The organism is Bacillus sp. SDLI1, from assembly GCF_001553895.1.
GTDB lineage: Bacteria > Bacillota > Bacilli > Bacillales > Bacillaceae > Bacillus > Bacillus siamensis.
This window is the reverse complement of the sequence record NZ_CP013950.1, coordinates 3,590,060-3,608,074: the sequence shown is the minus strand read 5'-3', so window position 1 is coordinate 3,608,074 and position 18,015 is coordinate 3,590,060. Positions and strand designations below refer to the sequence as shown.

At 45.9% G+C, this 18,015-nt stretch carries 20 protein-coding genes; 3 read left to right on the top strand and 17 right to left on the bottom strand.

From position 1 onward, the window contains the following. Positions 1-104: 104 nt before the first annotated feature. From AUL54_RS17660 to AUL54_RS17650, 5 genes are all read right to left on the bottom strand, one after another. Positions 105-644, bottom strand: coding sequence for a class I SAM-dependent methyltransferase (locus tag AUL54_RS17660; RefSeq protein ID WP_045926782.1), 540 nt, complete (start codon positions 642-644; stop codon positions 105-107). 171 nt (positions 645-815) lie between these two features. Then, the gene (locus tag AUL54_RS21540) at positions 816-971 is read right to left on the bottom strand and encodes a hypothetical protein (protein ID WP_201025252.1); all 156 of its coding nucleotides are present in this window, start codon (positions 969-971) and stop codon (positions 816-818) included. A gap of 173 nt (positions 972-1,144) precedes the next feature. After that, on the bottom strand, positions 1,145-1,285 hold the full coding sequence (locus AUL54_RS20885; protein ID WP_016938849.1) for a YrzI family small protein: 141 nt from the start codon (positions 1,283-1,285) through the stop codon (positions 1,145-1,147). Positions 1,286-1,675: 390 nt separating this feature from the next. After that, the gene (locus AUL54_RS17655; protein WP_045926805.1) at positions 1,676-2,476 is read right to left on the bottom strand and encodes a formate/nitrite transporter family protein; all 801 of its coding nucleotides are present in this window, start codon (positions 2,474-2,476) and stop codon (positions 1,676-1,678) included. Positions 2,477-2,740: 264 nt separating this feature from the next. Beyond that, a complete protein-coding gene (locus AUL54_RS17650; RefSeq protein ID WP_016938847.1) occupies positions 2,741-3,109 on the bottom strand; it encodes a Na-translocating system protein MpsC family protein in 369 nt (122 codons plus the stop codon). A 305-nt stretch (positions 3,110-3,414) separates the two neighbouring features. Between AUL54_RS17650 and fdhF the strand changes: the two genes are divergently transcribed. After that, entirely contained in the window at positions 3,415-6,357 is a 2,943-nt protein-coding gene (fdhF, locus tag AUL54_RS17645; protein WP_145930782.1) for a formate dehydrogenase subunit alpha, read from the top strand. 17 nt (positions 6,358-6,374) lie between these two features. After that, positions 6,375-6,866: a helical membrane plugin domain-containing protein gene (locus tag AUL54_RS17640; RefSeq protein WP_016938845.1), complete on the top strand. Its 492-nt coding sequence runs from the start codon at positions 6,375-6,377 to the stop codon at positions 6,864-6,866. 38 nt (positions 6,867-6,904) lie between these two features. On the opposite strand, the gene AUL54_RS17635 is transcribed toward AUL54_RS17640, so the two are convergent. The 5 genes from AUL54_RS17635 to AUL54_RS17615 all read right to left on the bottom strand — a co-directional run bounded on the left by AUL54_RS17635 (position 6,905) and on the right by AUL54_RS17615 (position 10,690). Beyond that, entirely contained in the window at positions 6,905-7,135 is a 231-nt protein-coding gene (locus AUL54_RS17635) for a YrhC family protein (RefSeq protein ID WP_007408222.1), read from the bottom strand. Positions 7,136-7,218: 83 nt separating this feature from the next. Then, entirely contained in the window at positions 7,219-8,361 is a 1,143-nt protein-coding gene (locus AUL54_RS17630; RefSeq protein WP_060964681.1) for a bifunctional cystathionine gamma-lyase/homocysteine desulfhydrase, read from the bottom strand. A gap of 1 nt (position 8,362) precedes the next feature. Continuing rightward, complete coding sequence (locus tag AUL54_RS17625; protein ID WP_060964680.1) at positions 8,363-9,286, bottom strand: O-acetylserine dependent cystathionine beta-synthase; 924 nt, start codon at positions 9,284-9,286, stop codon at positions 8,363-8,365. 46 nt (positions 9,287-9,332) lie between these two features. Next, entirely contained in the window at positions 9,333-10,028 is a 696-nt protein-coding gene (gene mtnN, locus AUL54_RS17620) for a 5'-methylthioadenosine/S-adenosylhomocysteine nucleosidase (protein WP_060964679.1), read from the bottom strand. 20 nt (positions 10,029-10,048) lie between these two features. Then, positions 10,049-10,690 carry a class I SAM-dependent methyltransferase gene (locus AUL54_RS17615; RefSeq protein WP_016938841.1) on the bottom strand — a complete coding sequence of 214 codons (642 nt, stop codon included), beginning with the start codon at positions 10,688-10,690 and terminating at the stop codon, positions 10,049-10,051. 183 nt (positions 10,691-10,873) lie between these two features. Between AUL54_RS17615 and AUL54_RS17610 the strand changes: the two genes are divergently transcribed. After that, entirely contained in the window at positions 10,874-11,077 is a 204-nt protein-coding gene (locus AUL54_RS17610; RefSeq protein ID WP_003152771.1) for a YrzA family protein, read from the top strand. Between the two features lie 39 nt (positions 11,078-11,116). On the opposite strand, the gene AUL54_RS17605 is transcribed toward AUL54_RS17610, so the two are convergent. From AUL54_RS17605 to AUL54_RS17575, 7 genes are all read right to left on the bottom strand, one after another. Beyond that, positions 11,117-11,812, bottom strand: a complete 696-nt coding sequence (locus AUL54_RS17605; RefSeq protein WP_060964678.1) for a YrrS family protein — start codon at positions 11,810-11,812, stop codon at positions 11,117-11,119. Between the two features lie 65 nt (positions 11,813-11,877). After that, positions 11,878-13,632 carry a peptidoglycan D,D-transpeptidase FtsI family protein gene (locus tag AUL54_RS17600; protein WP_060964677.1) on the bottom strand — a complete coding sequence of 585 codons (1,755 nt, stop codon included), beginning with the start codon at positions 13,630-13,632 and terminating at the stop codon, positions 11,878-11,880. Between the two features lie 52 nt (positions 13,633-13,684). Further along, positions 13,685-14,158, bottom strand: a complete 474-nt coding sequence (gene greA, locus AUL54_RS17595; protein WP_014470754.1) for a transcription elongation factor GreA — start codon at positions 14,156-14,158, stop codon at positions 13,685-13,687. A gap of 253 nt (positions 14,159-14,411) precedes the next feature. Beyond that, a complete protein-coding gene (udk, locus tag AUL54_RS17590; RefSeq protein ID WP_016938838.1) occupies positions 14,412-15,047 on the bottom strand; it encodes a uridine kinase in 636 nt (211 codons plus the stop codon). 5 nt (positions 15,048-15,052) lie between these two features. Beyond that, entirely contained in the window at positions 15,053-16,321 is a 1,269-nt protein-coding gene (locus AUL54_RS17585; RefSeq protein WP_016938837.1) for a peptidase U32 family protein, read from the bottom strand. A gap of 17 nt (positions 16,322-16,338) precedes the next feature. Then, positions 16,339-17,268, bottom strand: coding sequence for a peptidase U32 family protein (locus tag AUL54_RS17580; protein ID WP_060965131.1), 930 nt, complete (start codon positions 17,266-17,268; stop codon positions 16,339-16,341). Between the two features lie 6 nt (positions 17,269-17,274). Further along, positions 17,275-17,928: an O-methyltransferase gene (locus AUL54_RS17575; protein WP_060964676.1), complete on the bottom strand. Its 654-nt coding sequence runs from the start codon at positions 17,926-17,928 to the stop codon at positions 17,275-17,277. Positions 17,929-18,015 lie beyond the last annotated feature (87 nt).

Sequence of the window (18,015 nt, the reverse complement as noted above, 5' to 3'; positions counted from 1 at the left end):
TAATATAAAACATGTGTGAAATAGCCAAAAATAAGGAAATATGCCCAAATTATAAAAAAGAGCTGCCATGACTTAAGCAGCTCTTTTATTTCCCAAGAAATATTCTATTTAATGGCAGTAATAAAATGGAATGAATCTCTGCTGACAACTGAAATGTCTCTGAAATGCTGATCACGCAGCACCTGAATTACATCATTTTCGCTCATTCGTGAAGGCTTCAAAACCATATAAAAGGACCCGTCAATTTGAAGCACGCGGTACACTTCTTTACATGCTGTCCGGTAATCACTGACCGTTTCAGCAGTATGTAACGAGAAGACTTTATGAAAGCTGCGGTCGTCGAACGGAATGCTTTCAGGCCGCCCATGCTGAATGTTTCCGAGTCCGGCCTTTATGGCCGAACGGTTTGCGCGCTGTGTTTTCCGTATTTTACGTTTTGATGTTTCTATACTTTTAAGACTGCCCTTTTCAAGCTGTCCGATGATTTGTTTAAACATTGAGCCGTTTCCGGTTCCGATTTCCAGAATGCGGTCGTATTCCTGTATATCCATCATAATTTGCCGAATGACTGGTTGTGCCGGTTCTGATGTAGCAAAGTATTTCGCGCGCATTCGTTTTAATGCTGAAGATGTATGTTGCAACATTGTATAACACCCGCTTTTCTATTTCTGTGATTTATTATTCAGAAATAATATTACCTCCTATTAGTACGAGGTGCTAATTAGACGCACTTCTCTTCATAAATGTTTCGATTTAATTGAAATTTATATCGTTTTCATAAAAAAAAGACGGAAAACGTAGGTTTTCCGTCTGCTCTAGTACCAATAATACGGTGTTATATATCTTGTCTGCCGGGAAAGCGCCGCCATTCTCTGACGGCGATACGGGTTGCCGTAGCCGTGTTTAAATGAATGGGGCATTGACGCATACCCGTGTCCGATAGATGGAATTCTGTTCTGTCCGTCCTGCATGCTATCACCCGCTTACCGATTTATCTTTCTTTACCATGGTATGCAGGCCGTCTGCGCGGTGACAGCAAAATTCCAGCTAAACCTGGTCCTTCTCCATTGTGTAATGATTCAGCAGTTCAATTCTGAACATGATGATCTCCTCCTTTTTCTCCATTTTGGCTCTTTTTGTTCACTCAGTTCATATAAAAATGTTTCATCTGGCGTTCTTTCGCTTCATTGTAAAACTCTTCAACCTGCTGTTCTCGTTCATATTCTTCAGCACTTTTAAAACGCTTTGAAATGGTCAGTGTCAAAAAGAAGAGATTAATGGTCATTATCGCTCACCCCCTTTCAATATCCGCACAGGCGAAAATAACCCGCAGCAAACTTCATATGTGCTGCGGGCAGACTAAATCCGCAGACAAAAGAAGCAGGTGCTTCTTTCCCTGCGGGGAGCTGCGAATGTCCTGATACTCCGAAATTAACGTGCTTAACAGGCAGAGGTTAAGGAAGGACACGAACTCTTCCACAGGCTGAATCGGTTCAATTTTCGGTTTTGCTTGCCGTTTAACGTTGTCATGTGACTCAACCTCCCTTTGCTTTTTTTCTTACTTTGTAAGTATATCCACCGTCTTCCAATTTGTAAACATTATTTTCAAGATTTGGACGGAAAATGTGTTGGAATTCCGCTTCAATTGTCCATGTTTTCCGGCATCTTTCTTACCTCAGGAAACTCTTTTCATCCCTTGTTTATTCTGATCCTTTTTTGAATATGCAATAAAATAAATAAGGCCGACAAACACTGCGCCGCCGATCACATTCCCGATAAAAGCCGGAATGAGATTAAGAATCAGATCTCCCCATGAAAAAGAGCCTGCAAAAATCGCAGCCGGGATGATAAACATATTGGCGACAACGTGCTGAAAACCGATTGCGACAAACGCCATAATCGGAAACCATATACCCGCGATTTTACCGGCTCCGTCCTCTGCCCCGAAAGAAAGCCAGACGGCTAAACAGACAAGCCAGTTGCAGCCGATCGCCGACACAATGACTTTTCCAAACGGCATATCTAATTTGCCTTGTGCGACCGCAATCGTTTTTTCCAAATACGGCCCCGTTTCAGTTAATCCGACAACATGTCCGAAAAAGTAAGCGACAAACAGCGCGCCGACAAGATTCATTAACGTCACGATCATCCAATTTTTCACTAAAGAACCGGCGGATATTCTTCTGGAAAACAGCGCCATGGATACTGACATCATATTTCCCGTAATCAGCTCCGCGCCGGCAAGAACGACAAGCACCAGTCCGACGGGAAACACGGCCGCGCCGATTAAGCTTGACAGGCTGCCCCATTCTTTCGGAAGATCTCCGATGACACGGATATCAAGCAAATAACCGAGTGCGATAAACGCTCCTCCTAAAAATCCTAATACGATCAGCGCTGAAAGCGGTGATTGCACCTTTTTTACCCCTGATTCGACCGCAAGCTCCGCTATTTCGTCCGGTTTACGAAAAGCCATCATTAAACCCCTCCATTATCAATTCATCCGGCAGTTTTCAAAAGGAACTTAATAAAAAAGGCAGCATTCAAACAGCCCGTCTGAAACGGGTTTGAATGCTGCCTAACTTGTATGCATACCCATACAACAATATCAAGCAGAATGAAAATGTTAGCTATAGAACATGTACAGCTCATGCACACATTCCATAAAAAATCGTCCTTAAGCCACTGCTGGCAGTTCATATCATATCAAATGTGACAATTTCGTGTCAATTGAATTTTTTCAGCTTTTGATTTCTTCACGGCGCTCTTCAATTGTTCGGTCAAATACAAATACAGACACCGCAATATTCTCTTCGATCTTGATGTCTGAAAACAGATGCACGAGCTTTGCCCCGATGAGCTCTTCCATTCCTTCAGGCGTTTGTTTTGAATACAGCTCCTGAATTAAGCTGGTCCGCGCCGCGTGAACCATTTCTCTTCCTTCAGGGGTGCGTGCGATAAACTGCTCACTTGCGCTTAAATTGCCGTAAAGCGTAGATACCGCCATGTTATCCACAAAAACGGTGTGAATTCGTTCCGGCCCTTTTCCAAATAATTCTTTGCGTAATTTCCGGATAATATCGTTAAATTCATGAATTTTTTTAGACATATTGTCCCCTCCGATTTCAGCCTATGAAAGACATTCCCGGTTCCCCTTTGTACATTTCACTTGGTTAAAGTTTTCCTTTCGTATTGTATTATAATAAATATCACCTTATAATAAAAGCAGTGAAGATGGATTCGTAATAGGAAACGTGTTATGAGTCTATCGTTTTATACAGATAGGATTGGTCTGTTAGTAAGACTTGCTAGTGAACTATTCCGCCATGCGTATTTATACCGATCTCCGGACAGGAGGCCGGTATCTATGTGCATGGCTTTTTTTCGAGTTTAAAAGATGGAGGGGAATTGGAAGTGACAGACGTTCAGTCTATCCGTGTCACAGTTGACGGCACGGAGTATGAAGCACCAGAGGGGACTAAAATTTTAGATATTTTAAATCAAAACGGAATTGAGATTCCGCAAATATGCCATGTACCGGAAGTGGATCCGATTCAAACATGCGACACCTGTATTGTTGAAGTAAACGGAAAATTGCAGCGCTCTTGTTCCACCGCAGCAGAAAACGGAATGTCAATCTCGCTTACGTCAGGAAGGGTAAAAGAGGCTCAGACAGAGGCCATGGACCGCCTGCTCGAGAATCATCTGCTTTACTGTACAGTCTGCGATAACAATAACGGAAACTGCACGCTGCATAATACAGCGGAAATGATGGGAATTGAGCACCAGAAATATCCGTATACGCCGAAAGACGATTCAAAGTGCGCGGTGGATATGTCTCACCCGTTTTACCGCTATGATCCGAATCAATGTATCTCCTGCGGCCAATGTGTGGAAGTATGCCAAAACCTTCAGGTGAATGAGACCCTTTCCATTGATTGGGAGCGCGACCGCCCGCGGGTCATTTGGGACGAAGGCGTCGCCATTAATGAATCTTCTTGTGTCAGCTGCGGCCAGTGTGTCACTGTCTGCCCTTGTAACGCACTGATGGAAAAATCAATGCTTGGCCAGGCCGGATTTATGACCGGCATCAAAGAAGATGTCATGGAGCCGATGATTGATTTAGTCAAAAATGTGGAACCCGACTATACAAGCATCTTCGCCGTGTCAGAAGTGGAAGCGGCTATGCGCGATAAACGGACGAAAAAAACAAAAACAGTCTGCACGTTCTGCGGTGTCGGATGCTCTTTTGAAGTATGGACAAAAGGACGTGACATCCTGAAAATTCAGCCTGTTTCCGATGCTCCGGTTAATGCGATTTCCACTTGTGTCAAAGGTAAATTCGGCTGGGACTTTGTGAATTCGGAAGAACGGATTACAAAACCGCTCATCCGGAAAAACGGCGCATTTGTTGAATCGTCATGGGAAGAAGCCCTTGACCTTGTCGCTTCAAGACTCGGTTCGATCAAGGCTGAGCACGGCAGCGGTTCTGTCGGTTTTATTTCTTCTTCTAAAATTACGAATGAAGACAACTACGTCATCCAAAAATTAGCGCGCCAAGTATTTGAAACCAACAACGTGGATAACTGCTCACGCTACTGCCAGTCACCGGCAACGGACGGCTTATTCCGCACCGTCGGTATGGGCGGAGACGCCGGCACAATTAAAGATATCGCAAAAGCGGGCCTCGTGCTCATCGTCGGCGCTAATCCGGCGGAAGGACATCCCGTTCTGGCCACACGCGTGAAACGCGCGCATAAGCTGCACGGACAAAAATTAATTGTTGCCGATCTGCGTAGAAATGAAATGGCTGAACGGTCCGACCTCTTTATCAGCCCGAAACAAGGAACTGACCAAGTCTGGCTCATGGCAGTGACGAAATATATGATTGACCAAGGCTGGCACGATCAAGCGTTTATTGATGAGAATGTCAACTACTTTGAAGATTATAAAGAAACGCTGAAAAAGTATACATTAGACTATGCGGAGCGCATTACCGGACTATCTCAGGATACGATCATCCGCATTGCCGAAATGATTCGTGATGCAGACGGCACTTGCGTTCTTTGGGGCATGGGCGTTACTCAAAATACAGGCGGCTCTGATACATCAGCGGCGATTTCCAATCTGCTGCTAGCCACAGGGAACTACCGCCGCCCGGGTGCCGGAGCTTATCCGCTGCGGGGACATAATAACGTTCAAGGCGCTTGCGATATGGGAACTCTCCCGGGCTGGCTTCCGGGATATCAGCATATTACCGATGATGCGGCCCGTGCTAAATTCGAAAAAGCTTACGGTGTCGAGATTGACGGCAAGCCGGGTCTTGATAATATTGAAATGCTCCATGCGATTGAAGAAGGAAAGATGAAGGCGATGTATCTTGTCGGCGAAGACATGGCGCTCGTCGATTCAAACGCCAACCATGTTCATGACATTTTATCCAGCCTTGATTTCTTTGTTGTGCAGGATATTTTCCTTTCAAGAACGGCGCAATACGCGGATGTCATCCTGCCTGCGGTTCCTTCTCTTGAAAAAGACGGAACATTTACAAACACAGAGCGGCGTGTGCAAAGATTGTATCAGGCGCTTCCGACGCTTGGTGATGCAAAACCGGACTGGTGGATTATTCAGGAAGTCGCCAACCGTTTAGGCGCTGATTGGAATTACACGCATCCAAGCGATATTTTCTCAGAAATGGCGAGCCTTTCTCCGCTGTTCGGAAAAGCAAGCTACGACGTTCTTACCGGCTGGAACAGCTTCTTATGGGGAAGCTTTACGGGAGAAAGCACTCCGCTTCTTTATGAAGACGGCTTTAACTTCCCTGACAAAAAAGCCCGTTTTGCCCTGAGCGATTGGGTGGAGCCTGCCGTATTCCCTGAAGAATATGACTTGCACATTAATAACGGGCGGATGCTTGAACATTTCCACGAAGGAAATATGACAAACAAATCGAAAGGCATTCAGTCTAAAGTGCCGGACGTATTTGTTGAAGTATCGCCGGAGCTCGCGGCTGAACGCGGAATTTGCGACGGAACAATGATCCGCCTCGTCTCTCCTTTTGGAGCGGTTAAATTGAACGCGCTTGTAACAGACCGCGTCCGCGCAAATGAGCTTTATCTGCCGATGAACTCTACAGATAAAGATTCGGCGATTAATTTCCTGACCGGGCCAGCGTATGATTCACGGACACATACGCCTGCCTATAAGCAGACAAAAGTCCGCATGGAAGTGCTCGGTTCCTGTGATACTCCGCCGCTTCCGAAAACGAATCCGCGGAACAAAAAACGTCATCCGCAAAATGGTGTGGAAGCTCAGCGAAAATGGAACCGTCCGGGCTATGTGCACTTAACTGATTAAGGAAAGGAGGAAGCATTATGGCAAGCCCAATTACTGAAATTCAAAAAGAAACAAAAACGGAGGAACAGCTGAAAGCAGAAAAGCTGGAAGAGCTGAAGACGCTTCTCGCAGAAAATGAAGAAGCCGTCGCGAAAACGATGTCTATTATGGCGGAGCTGAATGGCTTGGGCATTTTTGATGCCGCCGGCTATATGCTCCAGGCGAAAGAGGAAATTGCCAAAATCGCACTCGGACAGATTTCCCGGGAACCTGTCACAAATCTCCTGAATACGATGATGGCAGCGGGAGGCGCGCTGTCAAAAGCTGATCCTGAATTTATGGGCAGACTTTTAGAAAGCGTCATGGCCGGAACGGATCAGGCGCAAAGCTTTTTAAAAGAAGACCGGAAAGTCAGTATGTTTGAACTGATGAAAGCCGCCGGTGATCCCGATATTAACCGCGCGCTCGGCTTCGGTCTGCAGTTTTTAAAAGGAATGGGAAAAGAATTACGGGAAACGCCGTCTGAGTAAGCAACGAAAAAGCCATTGTCTTTTGACAATGGCTTTTTTTATTCCTCGGCTTCTTCCAGCCTTTTTTTATAAATAAGTGAACGGTCCACGCAGAAATAAGCGCCCGCTAAAAATACACAATCCGTTACAAACATCAGCATTTTCTGGCCCGCCGTCAGCCCTTGTCCGGGAAGAACCGCGCCGATATAAATGAAGGTGCTGACTGCAAGCAGAATAAATGCGTAATGCTTAAAATCTTCTATTAATGATTTCAGTCTTTTCTTCTCCATATAAGGCCACCTGCCAGTTTTATAGTCTAACAACATTATAATATAAGCTGGCAGCCGACAGATAATGTAAATCTATCCAATTTTTATAAAAGTGAATCAAGCGCCTGTTTCACATCCGCCGTTAAATCCTCAGTATCCTCAATACCGACTGAGATCCGGACGAGCCCGTCTGTTATGCCAAGTGCAAGCCGGCGGTCGCGCGGGATTGAAGCATGCGTCATTCTGGACGGCACGGAGATTAAGCTTTCAACCGCTCCTAAGCTTTCCGCGATCGTAAACAGGTTCAATTTTTCTAAAAATGCGTCGACGCGTTCGCTGCTGCCGATATCAAAGGAAATCATTCCGCCGAAACCGGAGCTTTGCGCTTTTGTCAGCTCATGGCCCGGGTGTTTCGCTGATCCCGGATAGTAGAGCGTCTGAACGGCATCATGCGCTTCAAGCAGCTCGGCGATTTTTCCGGCGCTGTGATTGATGGCATCCATTCTGAGTCCCAGTGTTTTAATGCCTCTCATTAAAAGCCATGAATCCTGCGGTCCTAAAACGCCGCCTGTTGAGTTTTGCACGTAATGAAGCTTTTCACCGAGCTCTTTATCAGCCGTCACGACTAAGCCGCCGACGACATCGCTGTGGCCGCCGAGATATTTTGTCGCGCTGTGCAGCACGATGTCAGCGCCGAAGCTGAGCGGCTGCTGGAAATACGGCGTGTAAAACGTATTATCGACGATAAGCAATACGCCCGCTTCTTTTGCGATGTCAGACATCAGTTTGAGGTCAGTCACTTTCAAAAGCGGGTTTGTCGGCGTTTCGATATAAATGGCTTTCGTATTCGGACGGATGGCTTTTTGGACTTTTTCTTTGCTGCTCGTATCGACAAAGTCCGCTTCAATGCCGAAGCGGTTCAGCACGCCTGTCATCACCCGGTAAGTGCCGCCGTATACATCATCCGTCAAAATAACATGGTCGCCGCTGTCAAACAGCATCATGACGGCTGTAATCGCAGCCATACCAGAACCGAATGCATATCCCGCCGCGCCGCCTTCAAGCTCCGTAATTAAACTTTCAAGAGCCGTCCGCGTCGGATTGGCCGTTCTTGAATATTCATAGCCCGTGTGCTCGCCCGCTTTCGGCTGCTGGTACGTGCTTACTTGATAAATCGGTACGGAAACCGCTCCGGTCTTTTCATCTCCCGTAATTCCTCCGTGCACCATCAGCGTTTTTTTCTTCATCTTACTGACCTCCTTGGAAAATGTTTTTGCTTATATAACGATCGCTGCCATCTGGGAAAATGGTGACGATATTTGAGCCGGCGGGCGCTTTTTTCGCTTCTTCCAGCGCCGCATATAGAGCCGCCCCTGATGAGCTTCCGATTAAAAGGCCTTCTTTCTCGGCCGCTTCTCTGACAAACGAAAACGCCTTATCGTCTTCCACCGTGTAAATGGCGTCAAAATGGCTCTCTTCCATATAATCCGGGATAAACTCCATACCGATGCCTTCCGTTTTATGGGCGTGCGGTTCTCCGCCGTTCAGGATGGAGCCTTCCGGTTCAACGATTACCGTTTTGACGGCAGGATTTTTTTCTTTTAAATAAGCTGCCGTTCCGGCAAAGGTCCCGCCGGAACCCGCTCCGGCGACAAAGGTGTGGATATTGCCGCTGAGTGCGTTCCAAATTTCGGGACCGAGTGTTTTATAGTAAGTCAATGGATTTACTCGGTTTTTAAATTGCAGAACGGCATAAGAATTATTAATCTCTCTCTCCAGCTCAAGCGCTTTTCGGATGGCTCCCTGCATGCCTTCTTCTCTCGGCGTATGCACAATGTCCGCTCCGAGCGCTTTCATAATCTGCTGCTTTTCTCTGCTGAAATGCTCCGGGACGCAAAAAACGGCGCGAAGCCGGTGCTTTCTGGCGCACAGAGCGAGTCCGATTCCGGTGTTCCCGGCTGTCGCTTCAATGATAACGCCGCCCGGTTTCACCTTGCCCGTGCGAAGCGCATCTTCAATGAGCATCTCGCCCAGCCTGTCTTTAATGCTGCCGCCCGGATTCATCATCTCAAGCTTAGCATAAACCGCTGTTCCCTCCGGTATATCAAAATGCTTGAGACGGAGCAGCGGTGTATGTCCGATCAGTTCTGTAATATCTGTTATCACGTTCAATATGGTGTCCTCCCCCTGAAAGCGGAGGAGAACGAGAATCCCCCGCTTAGTGAATTCGTTTGATGACATTCAGGACAAGCTCAGTTGAATGAACGGCTGCCTGTTCTAAAAATTTATCAAATGAAACGTCAGATTCTTTTCCGGCAATATCAGATAGAGCTCTGATGACAACAAAAGGCGTCTGGAACTGGTGGCACACCTGCGCGACAGCTGCAGCTTCCATCTCAACCGCGTACAAATCCGCAAACTTGGCGCGTACGTCTTCAACCCGCTTCGGATCATTCATAAAAGAATCTCCAGTAGCGATTGTGCCTTTTGCGACTTGAATGCCGTTCAGTTCAGAAACCGCTTCCTCGGTAATGCTGATCAGCTTTTCATCAGCCTTGTATGCTGCCGGAAGACCCGGCACCTGTCCGTATTCATAGTCAAACGCCGTCACATCCACGTCATGATGGCGGACATCTGTTGAGATGACGACGTCTCCTACATTCAATGTATGATGAAACCCGCCCGCTGAGCCTGTGTTAATCACATAATCAGGTTTGAAACGGTCAAGCAGAAGCGTCGTGCTGATCGCCGCGTTGACTTTTCCGATGCCTGATTTCAGCAAGATAACTTCGACGCCTTCATAGCTGCCCGTCGTAAACTCACAGTGAGCGATCATTTCTTGTTTTGCGTCTTTCAGTTTGCTTCTTAAAATCGTAACTTCTTCTTCCATTGCTCCGATGACTGCCAGTTTCATTTATACACAATCCCTTCGATTTACCGTTTAATCGCCTCCATTATCCAGACAAAGTCGTTTTGCTGCGTAAATCTTGCGGCAAATCCCTCAGCTGAAAAGATGTTTTTCATTGTCCCGAGTGTCGGATAATGTTCCGTCTTTAAATCGTCCGCTAATTGGTGATAGCCGTTTCGGTTTGCTTTTCTGACGGCTTCCCCGTATGCTTCATGATCTTTAAAGACGGTATCGGCAAACACTATTTTATCATGCTTCTGAAGGATTGTGCCATATTGCTTTACAGCCGCTTGCTTTTCTTCATCGGTTAAATGATGAAATGCGTACGAGCTGACGATGGTATCTATTTGGAAAGGCGGAGCGGGAAACTCCAGAAAATCCCCGTCACTGAACACAGCTCTGTCAGAAAGCTTGTCAGCTGCCAGTTTTCTCATTGACGGAGACGGTTCTACACCAAACACTTTTTTGTTCGCGGCGGCTAATTTCGCCGTTAAATTCCCTGTGCCCGGTCCGAACTCTAAAACGTTAGAACCCGAAAGTGCGACGATGCTGTCAAGAATATTGTCATACCCTTTAAAAACATCAGCATATTGTTCGTCAGCTCCGTGCACCGTGGCGTCATAAGTCGCTGCCCAATCTTCAAATAAAGGAATAAATTCACGGCCCATATTTTTCACTCTCCATAATTTATAATTCCTATGAGTATAGTATGGATTAATCACGGAACAGTTCCTATCCTATCACAAAAAAGAGCGAAAGGGTACTAAAATACTTTGGGATTATTGCGCAATTACAGCAGAAAGGCTTATACTTTCATTGACTCAGAAGAAAAATCAGGAGGATCTATACTGATGAATTTTCAATTGGATTTAATTAAAGATAAAGTAGAATTTTTTGAAGCGGCATCTTTGCAGGAGCTGGAAAAGAAAATAAACGTACAGATTGAAAACAACCAGGCGATTATGCTTCGCGTCCGTTCTGTATCCCATCAGGTGACCGCCGTTGACGGCAGAATCCTTTACAGCGCGTCGGTGCATTTTTCAGCTGACGTATGACAGAAAAAAGCAGCTGAAGAGTCAGCTGCTTTTTTGCGGTTATTTTAAGGTTTCTACTTTTGTCGGCTTCCAGCCTTTTTTGTCTTCCCAAGTGATGGTGACCTGATACTTTTTGCCGTTCGTTTTGTCTAAAACTTTACCCTTCGCATCTTGCGGGCTTCCATTGTTTCCGAGCCACAGCACTGTCATGTGATCTTTTGACACGCCGGTTGCGTAAGAGATGGCGTCAAGCATTTCGGACCAGTCTTCGGAGCTTGAGTCATACGTCGCCGCATGTTCTCCCGTCTGCTTTGTGCCGACTGGTTTCCATTTTGAGTTAACAATTGTTTTATCGACATCGCTGGATGAGCCGCCCTCTGTTATTTTTGCTCCTTTAAAAGGGCCGCTTGAATCAGAGGCTTTTTTGCTGTCATCACTTTTTGATGAATCATCGTCTTTTTTGCTGTCAGAGTCTGAAGATGAATCGGATTTGTCCTTATCCTGTTTATCTTTTTTGTCATCGTCTGAGGCCGTATCTTTTTTGCTGTCTTTTATGTCCTCATCTGATGTCTGCTTCGTCTTGCCTGATGCAGGGGTTTCCTGCTTCTGGCTCACGTCGCTGGACGGACTGTTGATGAAGAGGCTGACTGCAACGACGACAATAAGAATAGATACGATAGCAATTAAAATGTTAAGCACCAGATTTGCTTTTCTGCGCTTATCACGGTTTTCAAAACGAGATTGTTTATTGCTCAATCATTCTGCACTCCTTTATCCCACTCTTGCTCAGCATATATTTTAACATGGGCTGAGCGGTTGTTCTATGTCTGATTTGTTTCATTTTCATGTACCTTTTTAACAATATCATAAAACACTGTATTTGTCAGAGCCTTATCTCCCGGCGTGTCCATGTGCAGCACAACGAGAGCGTATTTCGGCTTGTCCGCGGGAAAGTATCCCGCAAACCATTTGTTGTAAAGCGTCTGTTTATCTTTTGTAAACATTCCCGTCTGGGCCGTTCCGGATTTTCCCGCCACCGCATACGGCAGATCTTGAAATCTTCTGCCGGTTCCTTTCGGTGAAGTGACGACTTCTCTGAGAATTTTTTGAAGCTGCTGGGCCGTATATTTATCGATCGTTTTCCCCTTTAACGGCTGATCTTTGAATGACGCCATCGTCGTTCCGTTTTTGTATTCGATTTTGTCCGCGATTTTGACTTGTTTTTTTTCGCCGCCGCGCGCGATCGTCGCCATCATATTGGCGACTTCAAGCGGGGTGACTTTCACGTTTTTCTGTCCGATCGCCGTCTGGGCTACTGCTCTTTTGACGGTTTTATCTTTGGCATCTCCCCAAATGACGCCGCTTTTTTCATTATACAGCTGCCTGAATCCGTCTTCCCGGTACAGCTTGCCTTCCCAGCCCGCCCGCTGTGTGAGACCGAGTTTTTCCGCCATGTTTTCAATAGCGGAGTCATCTTTTTTGACCAATTTTTCCGCAAGGCTTGTAAACGTATAATTGCAGCTTTGGGCAAAGCTTTCTCCAAAATTGAGCGTGCCTTTGTCGTCACCCGGCTCTCCGTACAGATTGAGACTGCAGTTAAAGGATGTGCCCGGCTTCACTTCATTTTGTTCAATTGCGGCTGCGGCGACCACCGTTTTAAACACGGATCCCGGATAAATCGGCGTCAGCATGTAATTTTGCAGTGTCTGCTGCTTTGACATGTCGGCGTCAGGCTTTGAAACCATTCCGAGCACACTGCTTTTTTCAATGTCTAAAAGGACGGCTCCCCCCTTTTTTAACCCGCGGTCTTTCAATACATCTTCCATTGCTTTTTGAATATTGCGGTCGATGGAGGTTTTGACTTGCAGCGGATAAAACGCGTTTGCTTCTGCCGTATATTTGACGTCCATTCCGAATAAAGGGTTTCCCCTTCCGTCGACATGATACAAAAGTTTTGTGTCCTGATCCGCCAGCAAAAACTCATCAAACGTCCGTTCCATCCCGCTTGTCCCGATTTTTGCCGTGATCGGCAGTTCCTTACGGCCGGGATATTTCTTTTTCAAAAGCTCCGGGTCCTGATTTGTCGCGCCCAACAGATGAGCGGCTATGTTTGTTTCTTTGCTGTCTTTCATATATACGCCGTAAATGCCGGGATATTTCAAAGAATTGATATTTGACACGGATTGTTTCGTCAGATGTTTTATTTTTCTGCTGTTTAGGATCACCGGTTTTTTCGCTTCCGTGAGAAGCTGCCTGAGCTCATCCTGTTTCATCCCGAGAATGGCGGATACCCGGTCAATCGGCCAATCCTGCGTCACGAGAAAGGGAAACAGAACGACGGCAGGCTGCTTTTTTCCGGTCAGCTCTTTGCCGTTCCGATCAAGAAAAGAACCGCGTCCGTCTGAAATAAGGACTTCTTCAGTCCGCTGCTTGACGCTTTCCTGAATCAGATTAATATTAGATTTTGAAAAAGATTCTGTAAAAAACAGCTGAATTTCAGCCAGCCTGGCAAGCAAAAAGAAAAACACGAGCAGAAAACAAATCACGGCCGTTTTCAGCCTTTTTGATACGATCATAAAAAACACCTCATCCATATTTTGGACGAGGTGTTTCATTGTTAAACGGATCTTATGAAATTTTCACAATTTTCACGAGCATTTCTCCGCCCGGCGTCTGAACAGTCACTTCTTCGTCCACTTTTCTGCCGAGCAGGCTTTTGGCAATCGGCGAGTCGTTTGAGATTTTCCCTTCAAACGGATCAGCTTCAGCGCTTCCGACGATCGTGTAAGATTCTTCTTCACCGTCAGGCAATTCGATGAATGATACGGTTTTTCCCAAACCGACAACATTTGAACCGCCGTCGTCCTCGATGATTTTCGCATTGCGGATCATATTTTCAAGCGTCGTGATGCGCCCTTCCACAAATGCCTGTTCTTCTTTTGCAGAATCATACTCAGAGTTCTCTGACAGATCTCCGAAGCTTCTTGCGATTTTGATGCGTTCTACTACTTCTTTACGTTTAACCGTTTTCAATTGCTCTAATTCTTGTTCAAGTTTTTGTTTTCCTTCTTGAGTCATCGGAAAAACTTTTTCTTGTGCCATGTTCCTTCACTCCTTGGTGGTTGTCCCTCAACAATAACGTGTGATTATGTATGAGAGCATAAACGAAAAAATCAAGAATGAGAACACAGGGCAGTCCTCGTTCTTCTCTCCCATATAGGTACTGTTTATCTTAAACTGAATGTGTGTTTTCTGCAAATGTTTCGGTTTATAAACAGGGAAAGAAGGGAACTGTCTCATTCCCTTCCAGCCTATACATAATATGGTCTGAGTTATTTATGTCTATGCTATGGTATTACAAAATTGCATTTTGTTCAAGGATCGTTTGAATCTTCGTGACCATCAGATCGATCGCGACGTGGTTTTGGCCCCCTTCCGGAATAATGATGTCCGCGTAGCGTTTCGTCGGTTCAACAAACTGATTGTGCATCGGTCTGACGACGGATACATACTGCTCGATGACAGAATCAATAGAACGGCCTCTTTCGTTAATATCTCTCATAATCCGTCTGATGATACGGAGATCCGCGTCCGTGTCGACATAAAGTTTTATGTCCATGAGGTCGCGAAGCCTTTTATCTTCAAGAACGAGAATGCCTTCCAAAATAATGACATCCTTCGGCTCAACCGGAATGGTTTCCTCAGAACGCGTATGGAGTTTATAATCATAAATCGGCTTTTCTATCGGCCGGTAATTCAAAAGCTCTTGAATATGCTCGATTAAATAGTCATTATCAAATGCGAGCGGATGATCATAGTTTGTGTTGAGCCTTTCTTCAAACGGAAGATGGCTTTGGTCTTTATAATAAAGGTCTTGCTGGATCATTAAAATCGAGTGTCCTTTAAACTGTTCGTAAATGGAACGGGTGACGCTTGTTTTTCCTGATCCGGAACCTCCGGCGATGCCTATAACTACAGGACTCTTACCCATTGGGATTACTTCCCCTTTCTCATCATGTTGCTCGGATAAATCTTTTTGTCTACTTTAAATGTAACGATTTGCAGGGGATGGCGGGCAGCATCAAGCTCGTTTCCGTCTTCGTCCCAAATAGTGCCGATGGTGAATGTGAAATTGTCAATTTCAGGACCGAAAAATTCAACTTCGTCACCTTGTTTAAAGAAATTGCGCTGCTGGAGCGTCACCATTTGAGTTTCCTCGTTATATGCGAGCACGAGACCGGCAAAATCAAATGTTGTTTTCTTTCCGTGTTCGCCGAACATCTGCTCCTCAAAACCGGGCGTGCCTTCAAAGAAAGCAGGCGCAGTATCCCGGTTTGCACATTTGTCCAGCTCATCAAGCCATTCTTTTTGAATGACGAAGTTTTCAGGATCAGCGCAGTATGCGTCGATGACTTTGCGATACACGCTGACAACCGTCGCAACGTAATGAATCGATTTCATCCGGCCTTCAATTTTCAGACTGTCGATGCCCATCTCGATCATTTGCGGTATAGATTCAATCAATTTTAAATCTTTCGGGCTCATTGCAAACGGAGCGTCTTCTTCGTCATAGAGCGCGACCGCGTTTGCACCGTCTGTCTGATACAGGTCATAATCCCAGCGGCACGACTGACAGCAGCCTCCGCGGTTGGAATCACGGGCCGTCATGTGATTGCTCAGCACGCATCGGCCTGAATAAGCGATACACATGGCGCCATGGATAAAGGTTTCAATTTCAATATCCACCTTTTCCTTCATTTCTTTAATTTCCAGTCCGCTCGTTTCACGGGCAAGCACCACACGGTCAAGACCTTCTTCTTTCCAGAACTGCACCGCTTTCCAGTTGGAAAGGGACTGCTGTGTGCTGAGATGAATCTCTACGTCCGGGGCGACTCTCCGGCATGTTTCAATAATCAGCGGATCAGCGACGATAATTCCGGCAACTTTTGCGTCTCCCAACGCTTTTAAGTATTCTTCCAGACCGTCCATATTTTCATTATGGGCGAAAATGTTTGTTGTCACATATATTTTCGCCCCGTATTTTTTGGCAAATTCTACGCCCTCTGCAATTTCTTCTATAGAAAAGTTATCCGCATTAGAGCGGAGCCCGTATTCCTGTCCTCCGATAAAAACCGCGTCCGCCCCGTAATGAACGGCAATTTTTAATTTTTCAAGGTTTCCTGCCGGAGCAAGAAGTTCAGGTTTTTTCGTAATGACGCGTTTTCCGTTTACGACTTTGGAAATGGTTTGATTTACGGCTGTCATCCGTTGCACCCTCCTTTTTAATAGACCGTTTCTTTAAAGAAGAATCCTGTGTCGATGCTTCTGTTCACAGGCTGAATGCTTTCAATCCGCTCTATCCAGCTCTCTTTTTTCTCTTCGTATGTCTCGCGGCTTTCGATGCACAAATCGATTGCCTCTCTGTACATGCGGGTCACTTCGGTTAAGTATTCAGGAGACTTCAAAACTCCGTCGATTTTGAAAGAATCAATGCCGGCGTCTATCAGATCCTCTAATTCATCAATCATGCACACATCGTTCGGACTCATGATGTGCGTGCCGTTTTCGTCTTCAAAAATCGGGTATTTATTGCCCCGTTCTTTGTCATGCAGAAACATGCCCGCTTCTTTTTTCTTCTGTTCGATGTCCATGACTTTTCCCTGGTATTCGAAGTAATGGCCCACTAGTGAACGCTTAGATTGGAACATGCACGTCATGCCGTGGATTTGAATTTCAATTTCCACTTCGGCGTTTTCTTTTATGTCAATGACGCTGTCCATATTTAATTCCTTTGCCAGCACTGCGCGCCGTGCGCCTTTGCGTCCCCAGTAATTGCAGGAATAGTAGTTGGTTCCCGTTGTTTCCGTGCTCCAGTGCAGTTTGAGCCCGGGAGCCGCTTCACGCGCCGCCATTAAAACGGCCGGATCACCGAAAACAGCCGCATCCACGCCGGCTTCCTGCAAAAAGGCAAGATAGCCGTTCAGCTCGTCCACTTTTTCATTGTGAAAAATAGCATTGACGGCAGCGTACACTTTCGCGCCTTCCTGATGAGCTGTTTTTACGGCTTCTTTAATATCTTCTCTTGAAAATTCCCCGGCCAGTCTCAGGCCGTATCTTTGTTCTCCGACTAACAGCGCCGTTGCCCCCGCTTGAATGAGCGGAAGAATATCCTGTACGGAAGTCGGAGTCACCAAAAGTTCAGGTTTTTTCATGATCATTCACCTCTTCTTTTTACTGATGGCGATGCCGTCTCCGACCGGCAGTATGACCGTTTGATAGTCAGGCCGGTTCATCAGCCATTGGTTATATTGATCAATTTTTTCAACAAGCTTCCGTCTTCTTTTCGGCTCAATTTCCGAGTGATCTTGCGCCACCAGCCCTTTAAACAGAACATTGTCTGTGAAAATGACCCCATCCGGCGCAAGCATCGGTTCATAGAGCTCAAAAAAGTTCGTGTACTGGCCTTTTGCCGCATCGATAAAAATGGCATCATAAGGAGCCGTGACACGGACAGACTCAGAAAGTTCAATCGCATCCCCGTACAGTACGTGAATCCGATTTTCCATTTCAAAGTCTTTTATATTGTTCACAGCTTCTTCATAGCGTTTGTCGTCCCGTTCAATCGTGTAAATATCCGCATCCGGAAGTTCAAGCGCCATCCGTATAGCCGAATATCCGATTGCCGTGCCGATTTCCAAGATGTTTTTCGCCTGTTGAATCGACAGCATTTGAAGCAGCACTTCAATGCCCGCTTCTTCCATAATCGGAACATGGTGCTCTTTTGCATAGGCTTCAAGCTTTTTCACTTTATCAGGCCGAGGCTTCAGCATCGCGTTTATATACTCGTTTATTTGTTCATACCGATCATTCACGGCAAACAGCCTCCGTTCTAAAAAGGAGTGCCCCTGACGAATCCGCGGGGACACTCTCTTAAGACACTTCTTTATCCATAAGTAAAC

Coding starts and splice junctions, on each gene's coding strand:
- AUL54_RS17635 (WP_007408222.1), bottom strand. CDS start 7,135: ATGGAGAAGAAAAGACTGAAATCATTAATAGAAGATTTTAAGCATTAC.
- udk (WP_016938838.1), bottom strand. CDS start 15,047: ATGGGTAAGAGTCCTGTAGTTATAGGCATCGCCGGAGGTTCCGGATCA.
- AUL54_RS17610 (WP_003152771.1), top strand. CDS start 10,874: ATGAATTTTCAATTGGATTTAATTAAAGATAAAGTAGAATTTTTTGAA.
- AUL54_RS17580 (WP_060965131.1), bottom strand. CDS start 17,268: ATGAAAAAACCTGAACTTTTGGTGACTCCGACTTCCGTACAGGATATT.
- AUL54_RS17655 (WP_045926805.1), bottom strand. CDS start 2,476: ATGGCTTTTCGTAAACCGGACGAAATAGCGGAGCTTGCGGTCGAATCA.
- AUL54_RS17615 (WP_016938841.1), bottom strand. CDS start 10,690: ATGGGCCGTGAATTTATTCCTTTATTTGAAGATTGGGCAGCGACTTAT.
- AUL54_RS20885 (WP_016938849.1), bottom strand. CDS start 1,285: ATGACCATTAATCTCTTCTTTTTGACACTGACCATTTCAAAGCGTTTT.
- AUL54_RS21540 (WP_201025252.1), bottom strand. CDS start 971: ATGCAGGACGGACAGAACAGAATTCCATCTATCGGACACGGGTATGCG.
- AUL54_RS17600 (WP_060964677.1), bottom strand. CDS start 13,632: ATGATCGTATCAAAAAGGCTGAAAACGGCCGTGATTTGTTTTCTGCTC.
- AUL54_RS17650 (WP_016938847.1), bottom strand. CDS start 3,109: ATGTCTAAAAAAATTCATGAATTTAACGATATTATCCGGAAATTACGC.
- AUL54_RS17585 (WP_016938837.1), bottom strand. CDS start 16,321: ATGACAGCCGTAAATCAAACCATTTCCAAAGTCGTAAACGGAAAACGC.
- mtnN (WP_060964679.1), bottom strand. CDS start 10,028: ATGAAACTGGCAGTCATCGGAGCAATGGAAGAAGAAGTTACGATTTTA.
- AUL54_RS17630 (WP_060964681.1), bottom strand. CDS start 8,361: ATGAAGAAAAAAACGCTGATGGTGCACGGAGGAATTACGGGAGATGAA.
- AUL54_RS17640 (WP_016938845.1), top strand. CDS start 6,375: ATGGCAAGCCCAATTACTGAAATTCAAAAAGAAACAAAAACGGAGGAA.
- AUL54_RS17660 (WP_045926782.1), bottom strand. CDS start 644: ATGTTGCAACATACATCTTCAGCATTAAAACGAATGCGCGCGAAATAC.
- greA (WP_014470754.1), bottom strand. CDS start 14,158: ATGGCACAAGAAAAAGTTTTTCCGATGACTCAAGAAGGAAAACAAAAA.